Consider the following 17,016-nt stretch of genomic DNA (forward strand, 5'->3'; position numbering starts at 1 on the left):
CTCCTCAGCTTCGGCGCCGGCCGAGCACTTCGTCGACGACCCGGGGCGCGTTCTCCGTGCCGACGTAGGCCGCCAGCCGGACCACGAGCTCCTGGGCCTTGGCGAGTTCGGCATCGACCCTCGCCTTACCCGACTGGCCCGCCTGCACGCCGAAGTAGGCCCCGATGATGGTGCCGACCACGCCGGCCACACCCGCGAACAGGGCGGCGGACTCCCCGGTGGCGTACACGGCGGCGCCGAACGCGACCAGGGTCGCGACGATGCCCGTGAGCACCACGAAGAAGCCGTACCGCCACCGCGCGGCGTCGGCCTGCGCGGCGGTGAGGTCGTCCGGCGTCATCATGGCGTCGAGCGTTGGGGGTTTGTCGGTGACCACGTAGATCCCTCCTGATGTTCCAGAGGAGAAATCTCCCATGAGGTCCGGGAACAAGCCAAGCGCTAAGGTGGCACCCCGTGACTGAAGTGTCCGCTCTGTCTCCCGTGCCGCGTGGATCCCGTGATGCCCTGTTGAAGTTCTACTTCGGGCCGATGGACTGCGGGAAGTCCACCCTCGCCCTGCAGATGAACTACAACCACGGCCGTCAGGGCAGGCGCGGGCTGGTGCTGACCAAGCACGACCGGTCGGGCGAGCCCCGCGTGACCAGCAGGATCGGGCTCGGCCTCGAGGCCGTCGAGGTGGTGGACTCGATGGACCTGGTGGAGCTGGTCCGCGGGCACGATCGCGTCGACTACCTGATCTGCGACGAGGCGTGCTTCTACACGGTGGAGCAGATCGAGCAGCTCGCGGATCTGGTGGACGGGCACGGCGTCGACGTGTACGCCTTCGGGCTGGCGTCGGACTTCCGCTCGGTGCTGTTCCCGGCCGCGCAACGGCTGTTCGAGCTGGCCGACGAGGTGTGCCGGCTGCAGGTCGAGGTGCTGTGCTGGTGCGGGCGGCCGGGACTGCTCAACGCGCGCGTGGTCGGCGGGGAGATGGCGCGCACGGGCGAACAGGTGGTGATCGGCGACACCGACGCCTCTCCGGTGCGCTACCAGGTGCTGTGCCGCCGCCATCACCGGTCGGGGCTGCTCGGCGAGGGCACCGGCGTCTGAGAAGGCCCCGGATCGCGGCTCAGACGGCGCAGTGGCCGTCGTCACAGCCGTCGGCCGGGGTGCCGAGCCGCTGGATCGGGGTCTCGCCGAAGCGGCCGGCCACCTCGTCGATCGCGGCCGTCATCGTCTCGTACGGCTGCGCGCCGGACACCGCGAACTGCTCCTCGAACAGGAACAGCGGCACGCCCGTGATGCCCAGCCGCCGGGCCCGGGCGATCTGCTCGCCGACCTCGGCGGCGCCCTCCCCCGTGTCGCGCACGCCCGCCTCGGCGGCGAGCTTGGCGAGCACCGCGGGATCGCCGACGTTCAGGCCGTCGGTGAAGTGGGCGCGGAACAGCCGCTCGGCCATCTCCTCGCCCCGGTCCTGGCCGGTGGCGACCGCGATGAGCCGGTGCGCCTCCAGCGTGTTGGCGCTGACCGCCCGGTCGAAGCGGAGGTCGAGACCGTCCTCGGCGGCCACGCCGGTCACCCTGGTGGCCATCTGCCCGGCGCCGGTGCCGAACTTGCGCTCCAGCGCCTCCAGCAGCGGCTCGCCCTCGGCGGGCGCGTCCGGGTTCAGCTGGAAGGGGCGCATGGTGACCTCGATGGAGCCGCCCCTGTCGCGGTACGCCCGCGCCGCACGCGCGAACCGGGCATGCCCGACATAACACCAGGGACAGGCGACGTCAGAAAAGATCTCGACCTTCATGTCCGGCACAACCGCGCGACCGCCCCGGCCATTCCTGCGTCCCGTCGCCCCAGGGCGGCTCCCCCAGCCGGTACGGGGTCGCGCCGCGTCAGCCCGCGGACAGCTCCTCCAGCCGGTACGGGAGGTAGGACGAGTCGTCCACCAGCGCGGAGGCGCCGCGCCACCAGCCGAACCACTCGCCGCTGCGCCACATCCAGTCGACCCGCTCGATCGCCGCCACCACGTCGCCGACGGTGTCCCAGCGCTCGCCCAGCTGCCCTGCGGCGGCGCCGTGGCGCAGCGCCCAGTCGCGCAGGACCCGGGCCGCTCCGGGGTCCACCCGGCGCGCGTACGGGTCGGGCTTCTCGCCCGGCAGCCGGTGCGGCCCCAGCCCGGCGGCCACCCCCCAGCTCCACTGCGCCTCGGCGGGACGCGAGTAGCGCAGCGACTGGATGTCCAGGTTGGAACCGAGGGCGTCGTCGGGCCTGCGCGTCACCACCGCGTCGAGGCGGCCGCCGGCGTCGAAGTGGACCACCAGCCGCTGCCCCGGCCGGACCCCGGGCGGCAGGTCGAAACGGTCCTCGGCCTGCCACGAGTTCAGGTCCACCGCGGCGACCGGCTCGCCCCACAGCTCGTCGGCGGCGTCGTCGGAGATCCACGCGGCCAGCATCTCCAGCGCGGTCAGGTCCGTCCACGGCTCGATCGCCACCGCCGTGCGCAGCACCTCGTCGGGCGCGGGCAGCTTGCCGCCCCTGGGCCGCGTCCACCACCGCTCGCCCAGCTCGCGGGTGCCGACCAGCAGGGCGGCGAGCGCGGCCAGCTCGGCCGAGCGCCGCGTCAGCGAGGCGCCCAGCGCCAGCCCGACGCAGCGGTCGCAGCGCTCGTCGCCGATGACGGGCCGCGCGTCGGCGATCAGCGCGTCGGCGGTGGGGTGGTCCTCGCCCAGCAGGTTGCGGACAACCCGCCGGGCCTCGGTACGCGCGTCTTCAGCGTGAGCCTGCCGCATACCGCCACGCTACGCCGGGAGATCCTTTTCCGCGAGAGGCTCCGGGTCCGGCCGCGCCCTTCTGAGCGGCGGTCCCCGGCGGATTCCGCCGGGCGCGGGGTCATCGCGAGGTGAGCGGGGTCTCGGAGGCGATACGTGTGAGTTTGTCAGGGTTGCGAACGTAGAAGAGACCGGTGATGCGGGCGTCCTCGACACTGATCGCCAGGACGCCGTCGATCTCGCCGTCCGCGCGCAGGATGAGCGCCGGGTTGCCGTTGACCAGGGTGGGTTCGCCGGTGAGCGTGACCCCGGCCTTGTCGATGCCGCCGAGCATGAAGCGGACCACCTTGCCGGCCCCCGTGATGGGCCGCGGCGCGGCCTTGGCTCCGCCGCCGTCGCTCACCAGGACGACCTCCGGGGCGAGCACGTCCAGGAGGCCCTGCGGGTCCCTGGTCTCGAGCGCGCGCCTGAACGACTCCAGGGCTGCCTGGGCCTGCCGCCGGGAGACCGCCCGGCGAGGGCGGCGGGCGTCGACGTGCCGGCGGGCGCGGTAGGCGATCTGACGGACGGCGGTGCCGCTCTTGCCGACGGCGGCGGCGATCTCGTCGTACCCGAGGTCGAAGACCTCGCGCAGCACGAAGACGGCCCGCTCGGTCGGCGACAGCGTCTCAAGGACGATCATCAGCGCCATCGACAGGCTCTCGGCGAGCTCGACCTCCTGGGCCACGTCGGGCCCGGTGAGCATCGGCTCCGGCAGCCAGGGGCCGACGTACGCCTCCTTGCGGCGTCTCATGCCGCGCAACCGGTTGAGCGACTGCCGGGTGGTGATCCGGACGAGATAGGAGCGCTGGTCGCGCACCCGCGTCACGTCGGCCTCGGCCCAGCGCAGCCAGGTCTCCTGCAGCACGTCCTCGGCGTCCGCCGCCGATCCGAGCATCTCGTACGCGACGGTGAACAGCAGGTTGCGATAGGCGACGAACGCCTCCGTGGCCGCCGTGACGGCGTGGTCACTCAACCGTCTCACCCCGCCGGGTGGCGACCGGCGACCCACCGGCCCCGGCACGCAGCGCCTCCTGCCGCTTCCTGTCCTTGGCCCAGGCCGGGAAGTCGAGCGAGCCGGGCCTGCGTGCCTGATGGGCCAGCTGCCAGAGGATGCCCCTGGAGATGAACTCCTTGATCATCGCGCCGGGGCGGCCGCTGATGTGGCCCCTCATCGCCACGTCGTTCCTGTGGGCCATCTGGAAGAGGCCGTTCCTGCGCCCCAGGCTGACGCACTGGGCGACGAGCGCCAGGGCCAGTGGCGCGGGGGGCGCGCCCGCGATCCGGCTCAGCACCGTGTCGGCGGCGTGCGGGCCCAACTGGACCGCGGCCTGGCAGCTCATCCGGAACGGCAGGCCCGAGGGCGCCGCCGCGTCCCCCGCCGCGACGACGCGCGGGTCGTCCACGCTGGTCAGCGTCTCGTCGGTGAGCAGCCGGCCCTCGGCGTCGGTGCTGAGCCCGCTGCGCGCCGCCAGGTCCGGCACGCCGAATCCGGCGGTCCAGACGGTCACCGCGCTCGGCGGCTCGCGGCCGTCGCGCAGCCGTACCGTCTCGCGCGTCACGGCCTCCACCACCGTGCCGGGGCCGTCGAGCACGGTCACCCCGAGCCGGGCCAGCCGCCCCGCGGCCGAGCGCCGGCCCCGGGGATGCAGGTAGGGGCCCAGCACCCCGCCGCACACCAGCGTCACGGCGCGGCCGGCCTCCGCCAGCTCGGCGGCGGTCTCCATCCCGGTCGGCCCGGCTCCGACCACCGTCACCGGGGCCGTCACCGGGGCTACGTCCAGAGCCGCCCGCAGCCGCCGCGCCTCCTCCAAGGTCGCCATCGGATAGGCGAACTCGGCCGCGCCGGGCACGTCCAGACCTCCGCTGCCGCTGCCCACCGCGTAGACCAGGTAGTCGTAGCCGAGCGTGTCCCCGGACGCCTGCCGCACCTCGCGCCGGGCCGGATCGATCCGCGTCACGGTGCCGGCGACCCGGCGCACGCGCGGGGCCAGGACCCGTCCGTAGTCGACCACCGCGTCGTGGGTCCCGCCGACGAGCTGGTGCAGCCGGATGCGGTCGACGAACGCCGGGCGCGGGTTGACCAGGGTCACGGTCACGTCGTCGCGCCGGGTCAGGCGATTGGCCGCCATGACACCGGCGTACCCGCCGCCGATGACGACCACTTCGGTGTTCTTGGTCACGGTGACTCCGTTTCTCGGGGTACGACCTCAAGACACCGAGCGGCCGGGCATCGTAACAGGATGTGAGGCAGGTCACTCCCGCCGGCCGGCGGAGTCATCGGCGGGCGGGGGTCATCGGCGGGCGCGGCCGAAGAGCCAGCCGATGGCGGCGCCGCCCAGGGCCACCCCGGCGCCCATCCCGAAGGCGGCCAGCATCACCCACGGCGGCGTCTCCGTACGGCGCCTGCCACCGTCGGAGGGACGCTCGTAGACGACCGGCGCCCGCGCCGCGGCGACGGCGCCGGCGGGGACCCGGGCTTGCGCCGGGGGTTCCGCGTCCGGGGAGGGCTGCGCGGGGGCTTCCGTCCGAGCGTCCGCGGAGGGTTCCGCCGGGAGGGCCGGGGCTGGCTCCTGCGAGGGCTGCGGCGCGGTGCGGAGGTGGCGTTCGACCGCGGCGAAGAACTCGCCGGCCGTCTTCCTGGCCACCGAGCCCAGCATGCGCTGCCCCACCCCGCCGATCATGCCGCCGATCACGGCGTCGGCGTCGTAGTCGACCCGGGTCCCGCCGTCGACCTCGCTCAGCCGTACCAGGACGGTCGCGTCCACGGTCCCCGGGGCGCCCTGGCCGCGCGCCCGCAGCACGAAGCGCTCCGGCGCCGTCGGCTCGGCCAGCGCCACCTCGCCCTGGTAGACCCCTTTCAGCGAGGCCACCCCGGCGTTGACGGTCATCCGGTACGTGTCGGGCCCGCACTCCTCCAGGCGCTCGCACCCGGGGATGGTGCACACCAGGACCGACGGATCCTGCAGGGCGGCCCACACGCGGTCTCTCTCGACGCCGATCACGGCGCTGCCTGCGACTTTCACACCGTCACTCTAGAAAGCCGCGGCCCGCCGGGATAACGGCAACACCTGCCCAACGTCCGCGCGCCGCCCTGTGATCACCGTCCACCTGGGGGCTTACCCGGAAATCAGCCCGGCGGGTGACGCGGCGGGGCGGGTCCGGGCGGCATCGTTGCAGAGGCTTCGCGGAAGGCCGAGGGGGCCGGTGTGACGAAGATCGCACCACGTTGCTCTACACGCTGTAGTACTACTTTGAGTAGATGTACTACACGCCGTAGAGCTCGTCGACCCGATGAGGGGATATGGACGCACTTGATCTCGCACGGTGGCAGTTCGGGGTGACCACCGTGTACCACTTCCTGTTCGTGCCCCTGACGATCGGGCTGGGCATCTTCGTGGCCGGGCTGCAGACCGCGTGGCACCGCACCGGGAAGGAGCACTACCTGCGGCTGACGAAGTTCTTCGGCAAGCTCTTTGTGATCAATTTCGCGATGGGCGTGGTCACCGGCATCGTGCAGGAGTTCCAGTTCGGCATGAACTGGTCTGAATACTCCACGTTCGTCGGTGACGTGTTCGGGGCGCCGCTGGCCATGGAGGCGTTGCTGGCGTTCTTCCTGGAGTCCACGTTCATCGGGTTGTGGATCTTCGGCTGGGACCGGCTGCCGAAGCGCCTCCACCTGGCCTCCATCTGGCTGGCCGCGCTGGCCTCGAACCTGTCGGCGTACTTCATCCTGGCCGCCAACGCCTGGATGAAGCACCCGGTCGGCTACGAGGTGGTCGACGGGAAGGCCAGGATGACCGACCTGTGGGCGGTGCTGACCAACTCGACCGCGCTCGCGCAGGTGCCGCACGTGGTGGCCGCCGCGTTCGTGGTGGCCGGCGGGTTCATCCTGGCGGTGTGCGGCTACTGGCTGCTGCGCACGCGGGCGGAGATGTGGCGCGGCGCCGCCAGGGCCGCGCTGGTCATGACGGCGATCGCGGGCGCGGTCGTCGCCGGCACCGGCGACCTGTCCGCCAAGCTCATGTACGAGCAGCAGCCGATGAAGCTGGCCGCCGCCGAGGGCCTGGAGCGCGACACCGCCGGGGCCCCGTTCACGGTCGCCCCCGGCATCGAGATCCCCAAGGTCCTCAGCTTCCTGTCCACCAACGACCCCGACGCCGTCGTCCAGGGCACAGAGGACCTGCAGCGCCGCTTCGAGCAGGAGTTCGGCCCCGGCGACTACCGGCCGGACCAGACGGTCGTGTTCTGGTCGTTCCGGCTCATGATCGGGTTCGGCATGGCGACCGCCGGGCTGTCGGTGCTCGGGCTCTGGCTGACCCGCCGGCGGCGGCCGATGCCGCCCTGGCTGTCACGGCTGTTCCTGCTGGCGCTGCCGCTGCCGCTGCTCGCGGTGACGGCGGGCTGGCTGCTGAGCGAGATCGGCCGCCAGCCGTGGACGGTCGCGGGCGAGCTGCTCACGGCGGCCTCGGTCTCCCCCGGCGTGAGCCTGGCCGAGGTGGCGATCTCCCTGACGGTCTTCACGCTGCTGTACGGCGCGCTCACCGTGGCCGAGGCCGTGCTGCTGGCCCGGCACGTACGCAAGGGCCCCGAGGAGATCCAGCACGCTCCCGAGGCCGAGAAGCTCCAGCCGTCGCTCATGTATTGAGGTGCAGACCGTGATCGACCTGTGGTTCATCATCATCGCCTTCCTGTGGACGGGCTACTTCGTCCTGGAAGGATTCGACTTCGGCGTGGGGCTGCTGGCGCCGTTCGTCAGCAGGAACGGCGAGGAGCAGCGGCAGAGCCTGCAGACCATCGGCCCGGTGTGGGACGGCAACGAGGTGTGGCTGATCACCGCGGTGGGCGCCATGTTCGCCGCCTTCCCCGCCTGGTACGCGGGCATGTTCAGCGGCTTCTACCTGCCGGTGCTGCTGGTGCTGGTCGGCCTGATCGTGCGCGGCGTCGGCCTGGAGTGGCGCGGCAAGGTCGACAACCCCACCTGGTGCGACCTGGGCATCGTGGTCGGCAGCGCGATGCCGGCGTTCGTGTGGGGCACCGTCTTCGCCGACCTGCTGTACGGGAGCGCGGCGGCGGCGCTGCTGGGCGGCGCGTTCTCGCTGTCGGTCTTCCTGCTGCACGGCGCGGTGTTCCTGGCGCTGAAGACCGGCGGGCCGGTGCGGCGGCGGGCCAGGTCGGCGGCACTCGGGCTGAGCGCGGTCACGCTGCCGATCGGCGTGGTGGCGCTGGCGGGCATGGGCACGATCCCGGCCATCGCCGCGATCGCCGCGCTGGCCGCCGCGCCCGCCCTGGTGTGGCGCCGCCGCGAGGGCTGGGCCTTCGTGGCCATGGCGGGCACGATCGTGCTGGTGTCCGTGTCGGTCTTCGCCGAGCTGCGGACGGCCCCGCTGCCGGGGCTGACGCTGGCCGAGGCGGCCTCCGGCCCGTACACGCTGACGATGCTCAGCTGGATCGGCCTGATCGCGCTGCCGTTCGTGCTCGGCTACCAGGGCTGGACGTACTGGGTCTTCAGGAAGCGGGTCCGCCCGGTCGCGGCGGCCGCTCAGTAGCCGGTCCCGGCTTCGTCGCCCGGGGCCGGGGTCTCGCTGACGCGGTGGTCGGTCAGGTGGAGGTCGCCGTCGAGCGGCACCTGCAGGGCCTCCAGCACCTCCAGGTCGCCGAGCACGGTCCACTTGGGCCCGACGAGGTGCGGTTTGTACTCGGGGGCCTGGTCCATCCAGTCGTTCTTGCCGCCCTCCGTGGCGAAGGTGCTGACGAAGAACTCGCCGTCGTCCGTCTTGCAGTAGCCGGTGCGGATGTCGGCGGCGTCTACCTGGATGCGGGGGTCGCAGCCGACCTTGTCGGCGAGCTGCTCCACGGTGAGGGGCTGCGCCTGTGCCTGTTGCCGGCCCGCGGCGACGTAGCCGCCGTCCCCTCCGCCGGGGGTGCACGCGACGAGGAGCCCGGCCAGCAGCGTGTAGGCGGCCAGACGTGGATAAGTCGTCATGTGCGGAGGTACGCAGCGGTCGCGGCGCGGGTTCACCCGGCTCAGCGGAGAATGACGCAGCCGCGTGCGGCGAGGTCGCGCAGCGCGGGCGGGTCGCCGTCGAGCTTGTTCCAGCGCAGGTCGAGCTTGTCCAGGGCGGGCGGCAGCTCGGGCAGCCGGCGCAGCCGGTTGTTGCGCAGGTCGAGATGGCGGAGCCGGGTCAGCCGCGACAGGGCGGGCAGTTCCATCAGCAGGTTGTCGCGCAGGTCGAGGACGCGCAGCTCGGTCAGCCCGGCGACGGACGGGGGCAGGGCCGTCAGCCGGTTGCCCCTCAGGTGCAGCTCCCGCAGGCGGCTCAGGCCGCCGATGCTCCCGGGGAGCGACTCCAGCCGGTTGCCGTAGAGCCTGAGCTCGACCAGGGACGCCATCCGGCCCAGCGTCTCGGGGAGCGAGCGCAGCCGGTTGTCGGTGAGGCCGAGGTAGGCCAGGCGGTCCAGGCGGCCGAGGGCGGCGGGCACCTCCGTGAGCAGGTTGTCGCTCGCGTACAGGTAGTCGGTGAGCGGCAGGTCGCCGAGCCCCGCCGGGAGGGAGGTGAGCCGGTTGTGGCCGACGTCGAGCATGCGCAGCGAGGTGAGGCCGGCGACGGCGGGCGGCAGCTCGGTGAGCGCGTTCTCGGCGACGTTGAGCGTCTCCAGCCGGGCCGGCCGCCACAGCGCGGCGGGCAGCGCGGTGAGCCGGTTGCGGCCCGCGGACAGGTGACGCAGCCGGTCGCCGAGGCGCTCGGGGAGCCGCTCGACGGCGTTGCCGTACAGGGAGAGGGTCTCCAGGCCGGGCGGCAGGCGCGGGACCTCGGTGAGCAGGTTGCCGTCGGCGTGCAGGGCGCGCAGGGCGCGCAGGCGCGACAGGTCCGGCAGGGCGCGCAGGCGGTTGCCGTCGAGGCGCAGCTCCTCCAGCGCGGGCAGCTCCCCGGCCCAGGCGGGCAGCTCGGCGAGCTCGTTCCAGGCCAGGTCCACGAGCCGGACCCCGGCGAGCCCGGCCGCGCCGCCGGGGAACCGGGTCAGCCCGGCGCCGGCCGCCCGCAGCTCGGCCGCGGGTCCGGCCGCGGGTCCGGCCGCGGGTCCGGCCGCGGGTCCGGCCGCGGTGACCTGAGGCCCCGGGCCGGGTGCGGCGTCCGGACGCATGCGGCCCATGGTGTCAGCCGCGCAGGTCGAAAAGCTCCGACGGGGAGATCGGCATGCGGTCGATCTCGACGTCCTCCGCGTCCTCCAGCGCCGAGGCGATCACCGCCGACACCGGGATGACGCCCGCCTCCCCCGCGCCCTTGATGCCCAGGGGGTTCAGCGGGGACGGGGTCTCCAGGTGGCCGGTCTCGATGTGCGGGATCTCGGTCGCGTACGGCATGAGGAAGTCCATGAACGAGGCGTTGACGAGCTGCCCGTGCGGGTCGTACACCATCCGCTCGTACAGGGCGCCGCCGACGCCCTGCGCCACCCCGCCGTGGATCTGCCCCTCGACGATCATCGGGTTGATCAGCCGCCCGCAGTCGTGCACGACCGCGTACCGGACCACCTTGATCTCGGCCGTGAGCGGGTCGGTCTCCACGACGGCCGCGTGCATGCCGGCGGCGAAGGTGGAGCGGATCGGCGAGTAGTAGTCGCGGCCCTCGAGCCCCGGCTCGTCACCCTCGGCGACCGGGGGCCGGTCGGGCGAGGAGGCGCCGGCGAACTGGGTGGCCTTGGCCGCCTCGTCGTCGAAGGCGTACCGCAGCGGGTTGGCCAGCACCGCGACCGTGGAGAGCGGGACGGCCGCCGTCGGGTCGCCCACCACGTGCACCACGCCGTCGGTGATCTCCAGGTCGGCGGGGTTGGCCTCCAGCGCGTCGGCGGCGATGCGCAGCGCCTTCTCGCGCACCTTGCGGCAGGCGAGCGCGATCGCGTTGCCGCTCATGACCGCGGCCCGGGAGGCGAACGTGCCGACCGCGTACCCGAACCTGCGGGTGTCGCCGGTGACCACGGACACCCGCTCGATCGGCACGCCCAGCTCGGTGGCGGCGATCTGGGCGAACACGGTCTGGTGGCCCTGGCCCTGCGAGGTGAGCCCGGTGGAGACGTGCACCCGCCCGTCGGAGGTGACCTGCACGTGCCCGCCCTCGTACGGGCCGACGCCGGTGCCCTCGACGTAGCAGCCGACGCCGATGCCCCGGTTCGGGGCGGGCTCGAAGTCGTCCCAGCCGATCAGCTCCTTGAGCAGGCGGAGCATCTCGGGGTAGTTCCCGCTGTCGTAGATGAGCGGCCGGCCGTCCTGGAAGGTCATGCGCTGGTCGTACGGGAACTCGTCGGGCTGGATGAAGTTGGCGGCGCGCACGTCGGTGCGGTCCTTGCCCAGGTAGCGGGCGATCTTGTCCATCGTCCGCTCCATGCAGAACACGCCCTGCGGGCGGCCCGCGCCCCGGTACGGGGTGACCTGCACCGTGTTGGTGTAGACGGAGGAGAACTCCACCCGGTACGCGCCGAGCTTGTACGGACCGAGCAGCTGGGTCGAGGTGACGATCGGCACGATGATCCCGTACGGGGTGTAGGCGCCGTGGTCGTGCAGGATGCGCACGTCCAGGCCGAGCACCCGGCCCTCGTCGTCGAACCCGACCCGCACGTGCTGCACCTGGCCGCGCTCGTGCGCGGAGGAGACGAAGTGCTCGCGCCGGTCCTCGGTCCACTTGATCTCGCGGCCCAGCCGCATGGCGGCCCACGGCACCAGGATCTCCTCAGGCCACGGATGCACGATCTTGACCCCGAACCCGCCGCCCACGTCGGGCGCGATCACCTCGACGTTGGTCAGCGGCAGGCCGAGCGCGGCGGCGACGGCCATCCGGACGCTGGTGGAGGTCTGGGTGCTGGAGTAGACGCGCAGGTCGGCGCCGTCCCAGCGGGCGTACACGCCGCGTCCTTCGAGCGGGGTGGCGGCGCTGCGCTCGATGTCGAGGCGGAACGACAGCGTGTGCGGGGCCGAGTCGATCATCTCCTCGGCGCTCAGCCCGGCCGCCGAGGGCACCTCCTGCACCAGGCGGGCGCCGACGTTGCCCGGCACGTCCTCGTGCACGAGGTGGCCGCCCTGAACGGCGTCCTCGACGCCGACGACCGGCTTGAGCGGCTCGTAGTCGACCTCGATCAGGGCGCAGGCGTCCTCGGCCAGGTAGCGGTCGGCGGCCACGACCATGACGACCGGCTCGCCGACGTGCCGCACCACCTCCTTGGCCAGCGGGTAGGCGGTGCGGCCGTGGGTGAGCGCCGGGTGCGGGATGAGCAGCGGCAGCGGCCGGCCGACCCGCTCGGGCAGGTCCTCCCAGGTGTAGATCGCGATCAGGCCGTCGACGTCGAGCGCGGCGGTGACGTCGATGTCGCGGATGCGGGCGTGCGCGTGCGGGGAGCGCACGAACGCGGCGGCCGGCGCGCCGGAGCCCAGGTCGTCGAGGTAGCGGCCCTGCCCGGTGAGCAGCCGGGGGTCCTCGCGGCGCCGTACCGGCTCGCCGAACAGCCTGGTGGTCATGACTCCTCCGCCTTCAGCTCGGCGGCGCGGCGCACGGCCTTGACGATGTTCTGGTAGCCGGTGCACCGGCACAGGTTGCCGGAGATGCCCTCCAGCACCTCCTCGTCGGTCGGCTCGGGGTTCTCCTCCAGCAGCGCGGTGACCGTGCAGAGGAAGCCCGGCGTGCAGAACCCGCACTGCAGCGCGTGGCAGTCGGCGAAGGCCCGCTGCACGGGGGACATCCCGTCCGGCCCGGCCAGCCCTTCCACGGTGGTGATCTCGTGGCCGTCGGCGGTGGCGGCCAGCATCAGGCAGGAGCGCACCGGCCGGCCGTCGAGCAGCACCGTGCAGCAGCCGCACACGCCGTGCTCGCAGCCGACGTGGGTGCCGGTCAGGCCGAGGTCGTGGCGCAGGCAGTCGGACAGCAGCCGCCTGCCCGGCACCCGCACGCGGTGCGCGGCGCCGTTCACGGTGAGGGTGATCTCGTGTTCCCGGCTCATCCCGCCGCCTCCCTGGCCGCGTCCTTGAGCGCCTGCTCGGCCAGCACCCCGACCAGGTGGAGCCGGTAGGCGGCCGAGGCGTGCACGTCGCCGTCAGGCTCGGCGCGCTCGCGCACGGCCGCGGCGACCCGCGGCCAGTCGACGGTCGCGGCGGGCCGGCGCTCGCACGCCCCGGTCACGTCGACCACCGCCGGCACCGGGCCGACGCCGACGCAGCCGACCCTGGCGGCGCTGATGTGCAGGTCCTCGTCCAGCGTCACCACCGCGCACACCCCGGCCAGCGCGTAGTCGCCGTGCCGCCTGGCCACCTCGCGGAACGCGGTGCCGGTGCGCGGCGGCAGCGCGGGGAAGAACGCGGAGACGGCCAGTTCGCCGGGCTCGGCCGCGGACTCCATCGGGCCGGTGAAGAACGCGCTCGCGGGCACGTCCCTGGTCACCACCCCGCCCGGCCCGCCGTCCGCGCGGCGGGCCAGCCGCACCGAGCCGTCGAGCACGGCGAGCACGGCGGGCAGTTCGGCGGCCGGGTCGGCGTGCACGAGGCTGCCCACGACGGTGCCCCGGTTGCGGATCACCGGGTGGGCCACCAGCCGGAGCGCCCGGACCATGAGCGGGTGCGGGGCGGCCCGTTCCACCTCGGCGTGGCGGGCCAGCGCGCCCACCGTGACGCCGCCGGGACCCGCGTCGATCGAGCTCAGTTCGCCGAGCCGGTTGATGTCGACCAGGTGGTCCGGGGCGGCGATCCGCATGTTGAGCATCGGGATGAGACTCTGGCCGCCGGCGAGCACCTTGCCGCCCGCCCCCGCCCCGGCCAGGATCTCCAGCGCCTCGCCGAGGTCGCGGGGGGCGTGGTACTCGAACGGCGGCGGCTTCACCCGGCCTCGATCCTGACGGGTTCGGGGGTGCGGCGGGCGATGACCCGCAGCAGGTGCCAGCCGCCCACCACCACGACGGTGCCGAGCGCGATGCCCTCAAGCCTGAAGTCGCTGCTGATCAACTGCTTCACCGGTCCGATCGCCAGGATGATGCCCGCGCCGATCGGAACCATGTTGACCGGATCGGCGAGGTCCACCCTGTTCTCGATCCAGATCTTGGCGCCGAGCAGGCCGATCATCCCGTACAGGATGACCGTGATGCCGCCCAGCACGCCTTCCGGAGTGGCCGAGACCAGCGCGCCGAACTTGGGCATCAGGCCGAACCCGATCGCGATGACGCCGGCGATGTAGTAGGCGGCGGTCGAGTAAACCTTGGTGGCGGCCATGACGCCGATGTTCTCGGCGTAGGTGGTGGTCGGCGAGCCGCCGACGGAGCTGGCGACCACGGTGGCGACGCCGTCGGCGGCGATCGCCCGGCCCATGTACGGGTCGAGGTCCGTCTTGGTCATCTCGCCGACGGCCTTGACGTGGCCGATGTTCTCCGCGACGAGCGCGATGACGGCGGGCAGGACCAGCAGCACGGCCGAGGTCTCGAAGCTGGGCCAGGTGGCGGGCGGCAGCCCGAACCAGTCGGCCTCGGCCACCCCGCTGAGGTCGACCCGGAAGTGCGCGGCGACCTGCACGGCGCCGTCGTCGTAGGCGGGCACCATGCCGAAGACCCGGTCGGCGGCCCAGGAGAGCACGTAGCCGGCGACGAGCCCGACGAGGATGGCGATGCGGCCGACGAAGCCCTTGAACGCCACCACGACGACGAACGTGATCAGCATGGTGATCAGGGCCATCCACTGGTCCTTGGGCCAGTAGACGTCCGCGACCACGTACGCCAGCCCGAACCCGATGAGCATGACCACCGCGCCGGTGACCGGCGGCGGGAAGATCTTGTTGATGATCTGGACGCCGAGGAAGTGGACCGCGAGGCCGATCAGCGCCAGTACGAACCCGGCCACGAGGATCGCGCCCACCACGACGGAGCTGGCCTCGGGCGAGTCGCCGCCGAACAGCGCGCGGATCGCCAGCACGCCGCCCACGAAGGAGGCGCTCGTGCCCAGGTAGCTGGGCACCTTCCCCTTGACGATCAGCAGGAACAGGATCGTCGCGACCCCGGACATCATGATCGCCATGTTCGGGCTGAGCCCCATCACGATGGGGAAGACGAAGGTCGCGCCGAACATCGCCACGACGTGCTGGGCGCCGAACCCCACCATGCGCGGCCAGCTCAGCCGTTCGTCCGGCCTCACCACCTCGCCGGGAGCCAGATGCTTGCCGTCGCCGTGCTTGGTCCACCCGAATGCCATGTGAACCCCTTTTCCACCGGGCCGCTTGCTTGGCGGGCACATTAGGCCAGCAGGCGTGCTGATACACGGGCATGATCTGCCAAATCTGACCGGTTGACCAGTGGTCCGGTCGCGCACATCCGCCGGCGGGCCGAAGTGATCGTCTCGGTGTCCAGGCCGGGGTCAGTGGACCCGGATCGCGAAGCCGTCGCCGGTGACGACCTGACCGGCGCGGATCTTGGCCGTCTTGCGGAGCTCCACCTCGCCGTCCACCTCCACCATGCCTTCGGAGATCAGCATCTTGGCCATGCCGCCCGTCTCGGTGACGCCGCAGTACTTGAGCAGGTCGCACAGCGGGATGTAGTCGGAGCGCAGTTCGAAGTCCACGCCTGCCAAGCCTAGATGCCGCGCATGCGCAGCACGTGCAGGGCCAGGGTCAGGTTGAGGCGCAGGTGCGGGTCGTCGGTGAAGTTGCCGAGCAGCCGTTCCAGCTTCCCGATGCGGTAGCGCAGGGTGTTGTAGTGGAAGTGCAGCCTGCGCGCGGTCTCGGCGACGTTGAGGTTCGTCTCCAGCAGAACCTGGAGGGTGCGGCGCAGGTCGGCGTTCTCGGCGTCGTCGTCGGAGGCGAGCGGCCCGAGCGTCTCGCGGACGAACGCGTGCAGCTCGTCGGTGTCGTTGACCAGCGACAGCAGCCGGTAGACGCCGAGCTGGTCGAAGTGCGCCACCGCGCCGGGCCCGTGCAGCTGCCGGCCGACGCGGGCCGCCTTGAGCGCCTGGGAGTAGGCCTCCGGTAACGTGTCGGGGCCCCGGCTGGGCCGGGAGGTCCCGGTGGAGAACGTCACCGGCGGCGAGTCGGCGAAGGCGGAGGCGGCGTCCCTGGCGACGCGGGCGGCGTCCACCGACGCGTCCACCACCGCCACCACCTCGTGGGAGAAGCCGGCCACGGCGCCGCGCGGGTCGTGCCGCCGCATCGCCGCCGTCCAGCACGTCACCAGCCGGTCCTGGGCGGTGCGCTCGTCGCCGTCCGGGTCGAGCTCGGCCACCAGCACCGTCACCGACCGCTCCAGGTCCCAGCCGAACGCCCGCGCCCTGGCCGCCACCCGCTCGATGGAGCCGGCCCTGCCGGTGAGCACGTCGCGCAGGAAGTCGGCGCGGTACTTGCTCTCGACCGCGTGCACCGCCTCCTGCCGGGTGACGGCGAGGGCGGCCACGGTGGCGGCCCGTTCCAGGATGCCGACGTCGCTGTCACGCATGGACCCGGTGGGGCTGTAGGCGACGATGCGGCCGTGGTGGTGCCCGCCCGCGATCACCGGCACCGACGCCGAGACGCGGGAGCCGGACGCCGGCGACCCGGACCCGGCCGCGCCCGAGGATCCCTCACGGCCGAGGATCTCGCGCAGCGCCGCCTCGTGCTGCCCGGCCGAGGCCAGCACCCGGCCGCGGCCGTCGACGGCGGCGACCGAGACGTCCAGCAGCGCCGCCACCTCGGCGGTGACCTCGTCCAGCCCGCCGCCGGCCAGCACGACCTGCACGAGCGCGCGGTGCGCCTCCTCGGCGCGGACGAGCACGGCCGCCTGACGGTTGAGGATGTCGGTGAGCACCTGGTTGAGGATGTCGTCGAAACCGACGTCGTTCGGCAGCTGGATGAGCGGGAAACCGAGCCGGTCCGCCTGCTCGACCATCTCCGGCGGCAGCTCGTCCACGTACCGCCCGAGTTTGATGGCCAGCGCCGCCAGCCCCCGGTCGTCCAGGTCGGTCACCAGGCGGCCGAGCGACTGCGGCGTGTTGCGCAGCGGATAGCCGGTGGTGAGCAGCAGCTCGTGCGGCTTCACCCAGGCCAGGATGTCGGGCACCTCCATGACGTTGAGGCGCTGCACGACGCGGCCCAGCCCGCTCTCCCCCGCGAGCAGCCGGGCCTCCGCGAGCGTGGACACGCCCAGCAGCTCCCCGACGGACACGCCGTGGATGATCGTTCCGGTGCTGGCAAGACGGACCGGGGGCTCCATGTACAGATTGTGGACCGACATACCGTCTGTCAGG

At 72.8% G+C, this 17,016-nt stretch carries 17 protein-coding genes; 3 read left to right on the forward strand and 14 right to left on the reverse strand.

What is annotated here, in order from left to right:
- Window positions 1-4: 4 nt before the first annotated feature.
- A complete protein-coding gene (locus ACQEUU_RS27045; protein ID WP_433071073.1) occupies window positions 5-376 on the reverse strand; it encodes a hypothetical protein in 372 nt (123 codons plus the stop codon).
- A 131-nt stretch (window positions 377-507) separates the two neighbouring features.
- On the opposite strand from ACQEUU_RS27045, the gene ACQEUU_RS27050 reads away from it, so the two are divergent.
- Entirely contained in the window at window positions 508-1,092 is a 585-nt protein-coding gene (locus tag ACQEUU_RS27050) for a thymidine kinase (protein WP_433071076.1), read from the forward strand.
- A 19-nt stretch (window positions 1,093-1,111) separates the two neighbouring features.
- Here the strand turns inward: ACQEUU_RS27050 and ACQEUU_RS27055 are convergent, their stop codons facing one another.
- The 5 genes from ACQEUU_RS27055 to ACQEUU_RS27075 form a co-directional block, all read right to left on the reverse strand.
- Window positions 1,112-1,780, reverse strand: coding sequence for a DsbA family oxidoreductase (locus ACQEUU_RS27055; RefSeq protein WP_433071079.1), 669 nt, complete (start codon window positions 1,778-1,780; stop codon window positions 1,112-1,114).
- Between the two features lie 88 nt (window positions 1,781-1,868).
- Entirely contained in the window at window positions 1,869-2,765 is an 897-nt protein-coding gene (locus tag ACQEUU_RS27060; protein ID WP_433071082.1) for a hypothetical protein, read from the reverse strand.
- Between the two features lie 100 nt (window positions 2,766-2,865).
- A complete protein-coding gene (locus tag ACQEUU_RS27065; RefSeq protein WP_433071085.1) occupies window positions 2,866-3,759 on the reverse strand; it encodes an RNA polymerase sigma-70 factor in 894 nt (297 codons plus the stop codon).
- Complete coding sequence (locus ACQEUU_RS27070; RefSeq protein ID WP_433071088.1) at window positions 3,752-4,966, reverse strand: NAD(P)/FAD-dependent oxidoreductase; 1,215 nt, start codon at window positions 4,964-4,966, stop codon at window positions 3,752-3,754. The genes ACQEUU_RS27065 and ACQEUU_RS27070 overlap by 8 nt, the downstream gene beginning before the upstream one ends.
- A 111-nt stretch (window positions 4,967-5,077) precedes the next feature.
- On the reverse strand, window positions 5,078-5,809 hold the full coding sequence (locus ACQEUU_RS27075) for an SRPBCC family protein (protein ID WP_433071091.1): 732 nt from the start codon (window positions 5,807-5,809) through the stop codon (window positions 5,078-5,080).
- Between the two features lie 278 nt (window positions 5,810-6,087).
- On the opposite strand from ACQEUU_RS27075, the gene ACQEUU_RS27080 reads away from it, so the two are divergent.
- Both ACQEUU_RS27080 and cydB read left to right on the forward strand, forming a co-directional pair.
- The gene (locus ACQEUU_RS27080) at window positions 6,088-7,431 is read left to right on the forward strand and encodes a cytochrome ubiquinol oxidase subunit I (RefSeq protein WP_433071094.1); all 1,344 of its coding nucleotides are present in this window, start codon (window positions 6,088-6,090) and stop codon (window positions 7,429-7,431) included.
- Between the two features lie 10 nt (window positions 7,432-7,441).
- A complete protein-coding gene (gene cydB / locus ACQEUU_RS27085; protein WP_433071097.1) occupies window positions 7,442-8,332 on the forward strand; it encodes a cytochrome d ubiquinol oxidase subunit II in 891 nt (296 codons plus the stop codon).
- Here cydB and ACQEUU_RS27090 read toward each other — a convergent pair.
- The 8 genes from ACQEUU_RS27090 to ACQEUU_RS27125 form a co-directional block, all read right to left on the reverse strand.
- Window positions 8,326-8,769: a hypothetical protein gene (locus tag ACQEUU_RS27090; protein WP_433071100.1), complete on the reverse strand. Its 444-nt coding sequence runs from the start codon at window positions 8,767-8,769 to the stop codon at window positions 8,326-8,328. The two genes, cydB and ACQEUU_RS27090, sit on opposite strands and share 7 nt — an antisense overlap.
- 41 nt (window positions 8,770-8,810) lie before the next feature.
- Complete coding sequence (locus ACQEUU_RS27095) at window positions 8,811-9,929, reverse strand: leucine-rich repeat domain-containing protein (RefSeq protein ID WP_433071103.1); 1,119 nt, start codon at window positions 9,927-9,929, stop codon at window positions 8,811-8,813.
- Between the two features lie 13 nt (window positions 9,930-9,942).
- Complete coding sequence (cutA, locus tag ACQEUU_RS27100) at window positions 9,943-12,291, reverse strand: aerobic carbon-monoxide dehydrogenase large subunit (protein ID WP_433071106.1); 2,349 nt, start codon at window positions 12,289-12,291, stop codon at window positions 9,943-9,945.
- A complete protein-coding gene (locus tag ACQEUU_RS27105) occupies window positions 12,288-12,770 on the reverse strand; it encodes a (2Fe-2S)-binding protein (protein WP_270154682.1) in 483 nt (160 codons plus the stop codon). The genes cutA and ACQEUU_RS27105 overlap by 4 nt, the downstream gene beginning before the upstream one ends.
- Window positions 12,767-13,642, reverse strand: coding sequence for an FAD binding domain-containing protein (locus ACQEUU_RS27110; RefSeq protein WP_433071109.1), 876 nt, complete (start codon window positions 13,640-13,642; stop codon window positions 12,767-12,769). Before ACQEUU_RS27110 ends, ACQEUU_RS27105 begins: the two co-directional genes overlap by 4 nt.
- On the reverse strand, window positions 13,639-14,997 hold the full coding sequence (locus tag ACQEUU_RS27115) for a uracil-xanthine permease family protein (RefSeq protein WP_433071112.1): 1,359 nt from the start codon (window positions 14,995-14,997) through the stop codon (window positions 13,639-13,641). Before ACQEUU_RS27115 ends, ACQEUU_RS27110 begins: the two co-directional genes overlap by 4 nt.
- Window positions 14,998-15,159: 162 nt before the next feature.
- Window positions 15,160-15,363, reverse strand: coding sequence for an RNA-binding S4 domain-containing protein (locus ACQEUU_RS27120; RefSeq protein WP_433071115.1), 204 nt, complete (start codon window positions 15,361-15,363; stop codon window positions 15,160-15,162).
- A gap of 11 nt (window positions 15,364-15,374) precedes the next feature.
- Window positions 15,375-16,982 (reverse strand): PucR family transcriptional regulator, encoded by a 1,608-nt coding sequence (locus ACQEUU_RS27125; protein WP_433071118.1) that lies wholly within the window; start codon window positions 16,980-16,982, stop codon window positions 15,375-15,377.
- Window positions 16,983-17,016: the final 34 nt, after the last annotated feature.

This window comes from Nonomuraea sp. CA-218870, from assembly GCF_050936535.1.
Lineage (GTDB): Bacteria > Actinomycetota > Actinomycetes > Streptosporangiales > Streptosporangiaceae > Nonomuraea > Nonomuraea corallina.